Raw genomic sequence first — 13,344 nt, 5'->3', positions numbered from 1 at the left:
AAGGGCCAGGGCTGAGGATTGGAAAGAGAGATAGGATGTTGCGGATAGCTTGAGTATGAAAATGTATCTGTCAATGACACTGTGGAATGCGCGAAACCTGGCTGCCGGCCTGCTGGCGGTAGTGGGTCTGTTGCCATTCGCAGTGGCGGCAGGCACCCATGATATCGGCGGTGCGGACGGCAGTTTCGAGTCCGGCTTCAGCGGCATGGTGACAGAAGGTGATGTGCGGCTGGTCGACGGGTTTGGTTCGCTACGTCCTACTGAAGGAACCCAGGCGGCGCTGCTCACCAGCGAGCCGGATGACGGAAGCACCCAAGGGGATGCGGATGTCAGCCTGCTGAAGATCGAAAATTTCACTATACCGGTGGGTACGGCGGCCCTGCGCCTTGACTACGATTTTCTCTCAGATGAACCTCGTCCCAGCTTTGCCAACGACCAGTTCACGGTCAAATTGGTTCTGGTCAGCAGTGGCGGTGAAGAGACACTGTTGACGGTAGATACCTTTGTTCCATCCTATGCGGCGCCCTGGACAGGCTATATTCGCCAGACAGGTCTGCACACCCTGGTGGCGGATGTTTCCGCCCACGCCGGCAGCGCGGATCTGTTCAGCCTGGAACTGCGCATCAGCGATACCGGTGACGGCAGGGGCAACTCTGCGATCCTGCTCGACAACCTGCAGTTCACGACAGCCGCAGAACCTGTCGCTTCGTCCAATGTGGAATATATTGAGGTTGCTGCAGGGGATGTTTTCCACTTTGACGGTTCCGCATCCATCGACGCGGATGATGCCATCGTCGACTACAGCTGGGATTTCGGCAACGGGATCATCGGCATCGGGCTGGCAGTCGATTATGCCTACCCGGACGACGGCATCTACCAGGCCACACTCACCACTACCGATGAAGCGGGCAATAGCAGTAGCGACAGCTTCTTAGTAGTGGTTGGTGCGCTGAATCACGCGCCGAGCATCATCTCACCTCCCAATGTCGTTGCGGCGGAGAACGTCGAATACCGTTATCAGATCGTGGTGGACGACCCCGAGTTAGCATTCGGCGATGTCATGAGCTATTCACTTACTGCCGGGCCGGCGGGAATGAGCATCGATGCGGCTTCGGGTCTGGTGACCTGGTCGCCGATGGCGGGTGATCCACGCAAGTCAGCGGTCACGGTGGGGGTCGAGGACAGCCAGGGACTGAGTGATACCCAGTCGTTCGACGTGGTCATAGGTCCCGAAGTCTACATCGTCACTGCGCGTGACGACAGCATACATCATTACTCACGCAGTAATGGCGACGGAACCTTTTCACCGCTGCAGTTCCTGGAAGACATCGGTCACTATACACGGGGCGGTTCGGCCATTGCCGACTTCGACCACGACGGTGACTTCGATCTCATCTCCGGTCACGGTAACGACGGTTCCAGACTACACCTCTACTACTATGAGAAGGATGGCGCCACCTTCGAGGCACCAGTCTATCTGGGGCATGTGGGAGACAGTGCCCATACTGTCAATTCGTGGCTTATGGACATGGCCGCAGAAGATTTCAACAACGACGGCGAGATGGACTTCGTGGTCACCGGCAACGGCAGTGACAGCTGGCTCTTTACCAATCAGGGCGACCTGCAGTTTGGTGAGGAGACCCACCTCTTTACCGGGTTCGAGATCGGCAATGAAGGCTGGATAACCGGTCATGGCACCGTATTGACGCGTGACGACTCCACGGCGAATAGCGGTGACTGGTCCATGCGGGTTCAGGCCACTGGAGATGGCTCCGGCCTCTATGGGGCTGTCAATCCGGCAAATTGGTATCTGCATAACGGGCCTACCATGAGCTTTGCCTACCGGATTCCTCCCGGCGTTCCGGCTGGCCTCTTCGTCTACATCAATGACAAGGGTTGGATACAGATTGGCGGCACGGCAACTGCAGACCCGGATGGTTACCCATCGAACCCGGTAGTCAACCTGGTCGATGATGACGGTTGGCACACGGTATCCATTAACCTGCCGGAAGCCATTCGCGGGTACTGGCCTGATGCCAAGGGACTGATCACGACCTTTGAGTGGTGGACCAATTACAATGGCACCAGCGGCCAGCAGTTCTGGTTCGATGATTTCAAGATCAGCCGCCGCAGTTATATTTCAGGATTTGATATCAGCCTGTTGCCGAATACCGGTGGTGCCGGTCGCGGTACCGATGCGGGGGATGTAAACAACGACGGTAATATGGACATTGCCCGTGCGCGCTATAGCGATGGTTATGTCTACCTCTACATGGGCGATGGCGACAGCAACTTTGTCACCAGTCATATCGCTGATCCCGGCACCGATCCCTACGGAGCGGTGCTGGGTGATTTCGACAATGACGGTTTGGATGACCTGATTGCCGTAGAGGGCGGCAGTGGCAATCCCTATTTCTTCAAGAGCAATGGAGACGCCACCTTCCAGCCCGGTGTCTACGTGGCATCGCTGGATACCAACAACCACTCTGCCTATGCCGATTACGACTTCAACCACGACGGCAATCTGGACATCGTGGTTGTCGACTATACAGGGAACAGCGTCTGGTACTATCCGGGCAATGGTGATGCTACTTTCGGCGTTCGGGTCAGTATCGGTAACACCGGTGGCATTACGTTAGGTGTGGCTGCCCCCGCCGGTCGTGTGAGCGGCCAGCCGTTTGCCCTGACAACGCTGAGTTCAGCCGATATCAATGAGGGTGAGTCGGTTGATTTTGATGCCACCGGTTCCTACGACGAAGGATCCATCGTCAGTTACGATTGGGACTTCGGTGATGGTACGACTGACAGTGGTGCAAACGTTACCCATACCTTCGCCAGTGAGGGGGAATACACTGTAATTTTGACCGTGACCGATGATAGCGGTGATATCGACCGGATCAGCCAACAGGTGACGGTGACGGGCGATCCGCCGCTGGCGAATGCCGGTGGCCCGTATCTCTTCGGTGAGGAGACGGCCTCCAACCAACGCTGGATCGGGCATTTCGATGGCAACGGCTCCTCGGATCCTGACAGCTCAGTCGCCCACTATGAATGGGATTTTGGTGACGGCTTCACCGATGACTTCGGTGACGGCAATGCCGACGGCTGGACCGAACTGAGCGGAACCTGGCAGGTGGATGCCGGTGGCTACCATCAGACCGACACCTCGCTGGATCGCACCTTCGCCCTGGGCGGCCATCTCATCTCGGATGATCTGCGCTTCGAGGCGGATATCGTTATCGAGGGTGGTACTGGCGAAGAGGCCATCATGGTGCTTATGGCCGACCAGGATGCCGCCAACCACTATGAGGTGATCCTGCGCGGTCGCGGACTCAATGACGTGCTGTTTTATCGCACGGTCAATGGTGCCAATGCCTCGCTGGTCGATCACAATCTGCCGTTCACGGTTGGGCCAGGCCTTACTTACAACCTGGCTGTGGAACGACACGGCAACACCTATAGCGTCTACCTGGATGATCTCTTCCTATTCGAGTATACAGATGCCACGCACCATCAGGGGCGCGTCGGTTTCGCCACCTATACGACACATGCCCGTTTCGACAATGTGCGGCTGACCACACTGGGCGAGGGCGTCAATCCGGTTCATGGCTACCATCAGACTGGTACTTACATCGTTTCGCTGACAGTCTATGACGAAGTTGGGCAGTCCCATACGGCAACAACGACAGCCACCGTGGCGGCAGGCGATCCGCCAGTGGCAGCCATCACCGGTCCGGCAGTGGTGGATGAAACCGCCGCCTCTCTCGGTAAATGGACGCTGGGTGTGGATTTCAGCGCGACCAGTGATGACCACGGCATCTCCGGTTACGAAGTGGATTGGGGTGACGGCAGCATGCTCAGCTATATGGGTGGCATGAAAGACGATTTCGAAGACGGTGATTACAATGCAAATCCAGCCTGGACCGTCAACGGCGGCAACTGGAGTGTAGCGGACGGACAGTTGCGCCAGGCTGATACATCCACCGGTTGGAAGTGGTTCCAGGATCTCGCTACCAGTTACGCGGATTTTGAACTTGAGGTGGACTTCAAGGGCGATAGCGGTACTGACGGATACATGGGAATAGTTTTCCGTCATGCCAACAGCAACGGCAGCACTGACAGCTATCTGATGTACTCTCTCAACAGTTGGGATCACTGGCGCTTCTACGACTGGAAGACCGACAGTATCCTGGTCGATGGCGGCACTGGTTGGGATGCCGATATTGGATACCATCTGCGGTTGCGGGTGGAGAACGGTACCATGCAACTCTTCGTGACCCCGGAAGGCGGCGTGGAGAGCCTGCAGATCGAGACGCCGGTGGCACGTCATCCCTCCGGCGGCATTGGCCTGCTGGCCAATACCCAGAGCCTGATCTACGACAACGTCAGGGTTACACCACTCGGTGATACACTGCGGCCGAAGCATCAATATGATACGGCAGGCAATTACGACATCAGCCTGACTGTGACCGACCATGCAGGTCAGACCGATACTGCAACGCACAGTGTCAGTGTTGTGGCCAACGATCCTCCGGTGGCTCACGCAGGTGGCCCCTACACCCTGACCGAGCAGGATGCCTGGGATGGCAAGTGGGACATCATTCTGGATGCGACAGCTTCTTCGGATGACCATAATGTCCAGCGTTACACTGTCGATTTTGGTGACGGAACCAGCTACATGGCAGGTTTCGATAACGGACGCCGTGGAAGCTACTTTGCCACGGGTACCGATCTTTACGGCTACGACATTCCCAGCGCCCGTCTGGGCCGCATAGTTGCCACCCACGATGGCACCGAGATCGATATCATCAATCTCGAAGACAACTCGGTCATCGCCAGCAACACACTGAACCGGTTCGGCATCTGGGATGTCTCTCCCGGAGACGGCATCACCTTCAAGGTCAAAGCGAACAAGCCGGTCACAGCTTACCTGACCGAATTCGGCTATCACTCCGCCTTCATGCCTGCGATGGGCGGTGACCCGGTGGGCCAGCACTTCATTTTCCACCGTGACGCCAATGCCGGATTCTATGTCTTCGCCTATGAGGATGCTGTGGTCAGTTTCTACGACTCTGGTGATGTCCTGCGCGCCAGCCAGCGACTGCGCGCCGGGTCCTATTGGGAACCATCGGGGCTCAGCGAAACCGTATATCGTGTCGTCTCCAGCGGTAACGTCTCCATGCAGACTGTCGGGGGCAACGGGTATACCACTGTGCCTTCGGAGACAGGCAGTGCGGTTGGCAGGTTGTTCCTCGGTGCAGTCGCTCAATACAACGACTCGGCAGCGGCAGTGTTTGCCCTCGAGGCGGCAGATGTAGAGATCCTCGATCTGGATACAGGTGTTTCGCTTTACACCCATACCCTGGCGACCGGAGAAATGTGGTACCAGGGTGGTTTGGATACCCGTCGCCTGCGGGTGGTGAGCAGTGGCGATGTCGAAGTCTGGATGGGATCCCAGGAAGGTACTTCCGGTATCATTTCGCTGGGTGACGATATCTCGATGACCGCAGGGCGGGAAGGGACGGAATTCCATCTGCACAACCTGATGGAAGGCATTGTCATCTTTGCACCCAACAACGGCACCAATATCGATATCAACAGCGGCGCGATGAGCCTGGCTCTCGACAAGGACGGATACCGTTATCTGGCTGCGGCCGACATTCTCGGGGGCGTCTCCGGTTTGCATCACATTACTGCCAGTAAGCCAATCATCATTCAGACTTTGGGACGTGCCAATGTCTTCAATGATACCGGCACCTGGTTGGGTGGCGTCTCCATGCGGCACCGTTACACAGCTGTTGGTGATTACACCGTAACCGTTACAGCAATCGACAACGCCGGTCAGATTCACAGCGCCACCAGTACTGTCTCGGTCCAGCAGGGCACTCCACCAGTAGCAGTGCTTGATGCACCTGCTTCAGTGGATGAGGGTGCCGCCAGCGGCGGCGGCTGGAGCGTAGATTTTGATGCGGGCGCCTCCACCGACGATTCTGCGATTATCCTTTATGAGTGGGATTTCGGTGATGGCGAGACCTCTACCGAAATCGCTCCGACCCATATATACACTGCTCCCGGAGTTTATACGGTAACACTTACCCTGACTGACAGGTCGGGTCAGCAGACGACCATCACTCATGATGTCGAAGTACAACTCAACGACGGGCCGGTTGCAGATGCCGGTGGTCCCTATGAATTCGACGAATCCTTCGCCAGCCACGGTGTCTGGTCTGTCACGCTGGATGCTACCGGCTCCACTGATGATTTTGGTATCTACGACTACCTGTGGACTTTTGATCCGGATTTGGCCGATGACTTTTCCGGCACCACCCTGGATACGTCCAAGTGGCGAGTGAGCGCGGAAGGCGTTTCCCAGGATGAGAAGCTGACGGTTGCGGGGGCAGGTAGCTGGGGTACCCGGTATCTTTTCAGTGAGCAGGTCTTTCAGCGTAAACCTGGTTTGATTTTCCAGTCCAGGGTAAAAGTCGAAAATTCCGCAGGTACTGAGGATGTGATGTGGGGTTTCAAGAACCTCAGCGACACCTACGACTACACGCAGATGCCTCATGCGATGTATTTTCGTGACAATACTTGGATCTACATTTATGAGAACGGTACAAGCTATGGCAACAAGGCGATCTACAGCAAGGGTGTGGAATACGATGTCCGCATCACGTTGAAGACCCGTGGCGCCAAGTATGAATTCAAGGAGGTTGGCACCACAGAGTGGACACTGCTCTACGAGTCGTCCTCTACGGGAGACGCAAAATTGAGAGTCGGTGTCGATGTGCATCTCAGTGCGTTCGAGATGGACGATGCGGAGGTTCGGCTGATTCTTGATGGCCCGGTTGTCTCGCGCAGTTATTTCCAGCCGGTAGTGCAGAATGTGTCCCTGCGTGTGCGCGACCATGCGCTGCAGGCGGCCGTTGACACAACCACCATCACCGCACTGGATGACGGTTCACCCGTTGCAGATGCGGGTGGTCCCTACCAGGCCGAAGTTGGCAGTCTGATTACCTTTGACGGCAGCGGCTCCACCGATGGTACTGCTATCCAGTTGTACGACTGGACATTTGGTGACACCACAGGTGGACCGGATGCCGCAGGATCCATGACGGCCAACCTGCCCTATACAGGCAGTGGCGCGCGGCCACAGCACTTCTACCGCCAGACCGGAACCTATGACGTCACTCTGACCGTTACCGACAACGCCGGTAACAGTGACATCGCTGCCACCACCGTCGAAGTGGTGGTGGGTGACCCACCTACTGCCGATGCGGGTGGACCCTACGAGGTCGGTGCCGGCGGGCCGCCGGCCTACCTTGACGGACGCAACTCCAATGACGACTTCGGCATCGTCGAGTACCGTTGGGACTTCGATGCCAGTGTCGATCGTGATGGTGACGGCAACTTCACCAACGATATCGATGCTGTTGGCACCACGCCCTTCCACATTTTTCCCGGTACCGGCACGTTCTTTGAAGAGACCTTCGACGGCACGGTGATTGACAGCAGCCGGTGGCTCGCGGTTGGGGCTACCCAGGATGATCGGGTAACCATGATCGGTTCCGGCGGCTGGGGAGCCCAGCATCTGTTCAGCCAGGAGAACTTCCAGAATCACAATGCCAGTTTCCAGGGTCAGGTGCGGCCGGTAAACCCAATTACCGTCCAGTACATGATGTGGGGGCTGAAGGACACCAGTACCAGCTACAATTACACTCAGATGGCGTACGCGATCTATTTTCGTAACGGTACGCTTCAAATTTATGAAAATGGAATCTATCGAGGGGAATTCGGCAGCTACACGGGGGGAAGCTGGTATGAGGTTCGCATCGACCTGAAAGCCGATGCCGGCGCCACCTACTACTATCGCGAACTCGGCGCAACGGACTGGACCCAGCTCTACGATTCCACCTACGACACCACCGGCTCGCTGAAACTGGGCGCCACCATGGGGGGTGCTGGCACCTTCGAGTTCGACAACTTCGTTGTTACCAGTCAGCAGGCTGCCCATGTGGTGACTCTGACGGTGGAAGACGGTGCAGGCCAGACTGCCACCGATACAACAACGGTTACGGCGCCTGGCAACAAGCCACCGAATGTGATTACTGTGCCTTGGGTGGCGCACGATCCAATCACGCCCCACGAGACCTACAACGGCAGGCAGATCCATCTCAAGGGCATAGTGCGTGATGCCGATGCTCATACCTTCCAGTGGGATTTTGGTGACGGCACCTCCTCGGCGGTGACAGCTATCACCAGCAACTACGACTTGTCGGTGACCCACACCTACCCCGATGCGCCTGAAGGTACGCCGTTTGTGGCCACCCTCAAGGTCTGGGACACCCTGGGCCAGATGGGACAGGATACCTACAATGTGGTGGTCAAGCCCATTAACCTGACCACCGAGACCAACGTCGCTATCGACGAGGGACTCTGGTACCTGCACCAGCGTCAGACGCGGACCACCACAGACGGTTATCCGTCCGGCTCGTGGACGACCTACACATACGGTGGTTACTTTGCCTCCGCTATTGCACCCGCGATCCAGTCATTCGAGATCAACGGTCACTTCGAAACTGGCGACCAGAGCAACAATCCCTACGTCGAGACGGTGGATCGTGGCCTGAAATACCTGTTTACGCTGCTGACCAAGTACGATATCGCTGCCCAGACCTATGGTGAGCCGGACACCAACGGCAACGGCATCGGCATCAGTGTCAACACTGCCAGGCCGATCTACGAGGGCGGCTCCGTGATGGACGCTATCGCCTCCAGCCGCAGCCTGCTCCGGCGCACGGTAACCGGTACGGATGATGTGAAGCGTCGCAGCTACTTCGATGTACTGACTGATATGGCAGACCAGTACAACTGGGGGCAGACTGAAGAAGGTTTGGGTGGTGGTTGGCGCTACAGTTGGAACACCAGTATCGACAACTCCGCAGCCCAGTGGGGTGCTATTGGCTTGCAGGCGGCTCAGGATATCTTCGGCATTCCTGTCCCGCTGTGGGTCAAGGAGCGCAATGATGTCTGGTTGAACCACAGCTATAACGGAATCGGGTTCGGTTATGCTGGGGGCGGCAACGGTCGGGCCACGACCCCGTCCGGTATGGTGCAACTCGCCTTTGATGATTTTGAAGTGAGTGATAAGCGCTGGACCACGGCTGAGGATTGGATCGGTAGTCAATGGTCGAAAACGGATGTTGACAGTATCATCTACCAGTGGAGTGGTGGTGTTCCCAATGCGGGTACCGAGACCTGCCGCGACTACTACGCCATGTACGCTTTCACCAAGGCGATGCGTCTGGGCAACCCGGAACCTGTGATCAACCTGGCGGCCAACGGTTACAACTGGTTTGACGATTCGGATGACGGCATCGCCCGTATTCTGATCGACGATCAGCTCGAGACCGGTCGCTTCCAGGGTAGCTATCGTGCCAGTTGGGATATGCGCAGCGCTTGGGCGGTGATCATGCTCAGCCGTACCCTGTTCGTGCAGCCGCCGGTGGCGGATGCCGGGCGTGATCGGGTGTGGGCGGTGGATCTGCCGCTGACATTCGACGGCTCCAATTCCTACCATCTCGATCCCTTCCCCAGCTTGGTGCGTTACGAGTGGGATTTCGACAGCGACGGTGTCTTCGACAGCGTCGGCACCGATCCTGTGTCCACGCATACCTACTTGAGCAGCCTCTATCCGGAGAGCACACTGCCGCAGACTATTACCGCCACCCTGCGGGTGACCGATAACAATATTCCGCCGCTGAAGGCGACCGACACCGTTGCCATTACCATCGCCATCCCGCCGCATCCGCCGGTAGCCGATGCCAATGGTCCTTACACCTGCACTGCCGGTCTGCCCTGCGCACTGGACGGTACAGGCTCCTTCGAGATCGATCCCACAGACTTCATCGCCCGCTACGAGTGGGAGCTCGATGTGGTCTTCCCCTACGACTTTGCCGAGGCGAACGGCACCACGCCGAGTTACGTATGGGCCACCCCGGGAACCTTCAATATCGGTCTGCGGGTTTGGGACAACGGCGTACTCAACGACCTCGACGGCGACGGCGAACTGGATGAGGACGAACGTCTGAGTGATCAGGACTTCACCACCGTGACCGTGGTGGCGAACATGGCACCAGTCGCAGATGCAAACGGTCCCTATACGATGAATGAGGGCGACACCGTTAACCTGGATGGCACTGGCAGTTACGATCCCAACGGGGATTCACTGACCTACGGCTGGGACTACAATAACGACGGCGCCTACGACGACGCTACCGGCCCGGCCCCGCTCTATACCGGTGTGGACGACGGCATCTACCCGGTTGAACTCCAGGTGAGCGATGGTCTGCTCAACAGCACTTCAGGCACCAGTGTCACAGTGAACAACGTGGCGCCCACCGCCGATGCCGGTGTCGACCAGACGGTCAACGAAGGTGACACCGTCAACTTCAGCGGCAGCTTTACCGATCCCGGCACCGCCGACACCCATACCATCGAGTGGGATTTTGGTGACGGCAATACCGCCAACGGCAGCGTGACCCCGAGCCATGTCTATGCTGAAGACGGCGTCTACACAGTCACGCTCACCGTGACAGACGACGATGGTGGCGTAGGCACGGCCAGCATGACCGTTACGGTAGAGAACGTCGCCCCCACCGTCGATGCGGGCGCAGACCAGACGATCACCGAAGGTGATACCGCCAGCTTTGCAGGCAGCTTCACCGATCCGGGAACCCTGGATACGCATACTACCGAGTGGGACTTCGGTGACGGCACCAGCGAGATCGGCACCCTCAGCCCGACCCATGCCTATGCGGAAGACGGCAGCTACACAGTGACCCTCACCGTTACCGACGATGAAGGCGCAGTCGGTACGGATAGCCTCACGGTAACCGTGAACAACGCTGCACCCTTGGTCGAGGCCGGTCCGGATCAGAGCGGTATTCTGGGCGACACCATTTCCCTGACCCCAGTCACCTTCACCGATGCCGGCGTACAGGATACCCACACAGCCACCATCGACTGGGGTGACGGTACCGTTGAACCCGGAACATTGACCCAAGGCGCCGGCAGCGGCAGCGTGGCAGGCAGCCATGCCTATGCAGCGGATGGCAGCTACACGGTCATCGTCACGGTCACCGATGATGATGGTCTCTTCGGCAGCGACAGCTTCCAGGTGATCCTCGCCAGCGGCAACGCCGGACCCACCGCGAATGCGGGTGGTCCCTACACCACCAACGAAGGCCAGGGTGTCACCCTCGACGGCAGCGGCTCCAATGATCCTGACAACGGCCCGAGCCCACTCAGCTACGCTTGGGATCTGGACGGCGACGGCCAGTACGATGATGCCACCGGTGTCACCGTGACCCTGCCGATCCAACCTGACAACACCAGCTTCACCGTTGGACTCCAAGTCAGTGATGGCTTGCTTACGGCTACCGACACCGCCACGGTGACGGTCAGCAATGTGGCACCGACAGCAAACGCCGGTCCTGACCAGACAGCCAATGAAGGTGATACAGTCAACTTCGCAGGTAGCTTCACTGATCCGGGAACGGTAGACACCCACACCTACGAATGGAACTTCGGTGAGGGCAGCGCGCCGTTGAGCGGCAGCCTGACCCCGAGCCACGTATATGCAGACAACGGCGTTTACACGGTCATCCTGACGGTCACCGACAAGGATGGCGGCGTGGGCAGCGACAGCCTGACGGTCACCGTCGGCAACGTGGCACCGGTAGTGGCGGTGCCCGCGGACCAGACGATTTCCGAAGGCGATACGGTCACCCTGCCTGACGCCACCTTCAATGATGCCGGTACCGCGGATACCCATACCGCAACGGTCGACTGGGGTGACGGTAGCGTAGAAATCGCAACCCTCACCCAGGGTGCAGGCGGCGGTAGTGTCGCACTGGGCAGCCACGCCTATGCAGAGGACGGCAGCTACACGGTCACGGTCACCGTGACCGATGACGACGGCGCAGTCGGCAGCAACAGCCTCACCATTGCGGTGCACAACGCGACACCTGTTGTCGAGGCCGGTCCAGATCAGACCGGCGCACCGGGCGATACCATCGCCCTGGCCCCGGCCACCTTCACCGATGCAGGCGTACAGGACACCCACACAGGCACCATCAACTGGGGTGACGGCACCATCGAATCCGGCACAGTGGCCCAGGGCGCCGGCAGCGGCAGCGTGGCGGGCAGCCACAGCTACGCAGCAGACGGCAGCTACACCGTTACCGTCACCGTCACCGACGATGAAGGTGCATCCGACAGCGACAGCCTGCAGGTGAACCTCAGCACCGCCAATGTCGGACCCACCGCGAACGCGGGCGGCCCCTACACCATCAATGAAGGTGAAGGTGTCACCCTCGACGGCAGTGGCTCCAACGACCCGGACAACGGCCCGAGCCCACTCAGCTACGCCTGGGATCTGGACAACGACGGCCAGTACGACGATGCTACCGGCGCACAAGTCACCTTGCCGGTCCAGCCAGACAACACCAGCCTCAGTGTCGGACTCGAGGTCAGTGACGGTCAGCTTATAGCCACCGACACTGCCACAGTGACGGTGAACAACGTGGCACCAACTGCAAATGCCGGGCCTGACCAGGCCATCAACGAAGGCGGCACCGCGAACTTCAGCGGCAGCTTCAGCGATCCAGGTACGCTAGACACTCACACCATCGAGTGGAACTTCGGTGACGGTGCTACCGCCAGTGGCAGCCTGATCCCGAGCCACACCTACTCAACAGCAGGTATCTACACCGTGACCCTGACAGTTACCGACAAGGATGGCGGTGTTGGCAGTGACACTCTGACAGTAACTGTGCAGGCCGGTGCGGTACAGACGATCTTTGACGTGACGGCCCGTGCGAAGCCAACTGAAGTTTTTGTGATATGGACGCCGGTGGTAGGTGCGGACAGCTACAACGTATACCGCAGTACCATATCCGGCGGACCCTACACGCAGATCGCCAGTGGTTATGTCTGTGACTACTGCAGCTACTGGGATCAGGGTCTGACAAACGGTGTGACCTACTACTATATGGTCACCTCGGTGAGCGGCGGCGCCGAGTCGTTGCCTTCGAACGAGACCTTTGCCACACCGCAGGTAGAAAGGACCAGAAGAACGCGTTGACAACAAGGTCAGTGCTACGCCGATGGTGAGAGTGAGAACAAGATAGCGATAAGGGCGGATTGAAGCCTGGGAAAGGTCAGGGTAACGGGAGCGAGGCTACAGTTAAGGACAAGAATCAAGAAAGGACTCAGGGTGTCGGAGTCGCGTAACAGGTTGCGCTGAGCACCGACAGAACCAGTAACTTGCCGGTGTAATCGGTC

At 58.2% G+C, this 13,344-nt stretch carries 1 protein-coding gene; it reads left to right on the top strand.

All coding sequences use genetic code 11. The features are described 5' to 3' along the window. Positions 1–55 precede the first annotated feature (55 nt). Positions 56–13,144: a PKD domain-containing protein gene (locus HPY30_04640; protein QYZ65333.1), complete on the top strand. Its 13,089-nt coding sequence runs from the start codon at positions 56–58 to the stop codon at positions 13,142–13,144. The last annotated feature ends 200 nt before the right edge of the window (positions 13,145–13,344 follow it).

It is taken from the genome of Gammaproteobacteria bacterium (ex Lamellibrachia satsuma), assembly GCA_019623805.1.
Taxonomy (GTDB): domain Bacteria; phylum Pseudomonadota; class Gammaproteobacteria; order Chromatiales; family Chromatiaceae; genus QGON01.
This window is presented reverse-complemented; position numbering and strand designations above follow the sequence as displayed.

Excerpts from the sequence above, each read along its gene's own strand:
- HPY30_04640 (QYZ65333.1), top strand. The coding sequence starts at position 56 with ATGAAAATGTATCTGTCAATGACACTGTGGAATGCGCGAAACCTGGCT.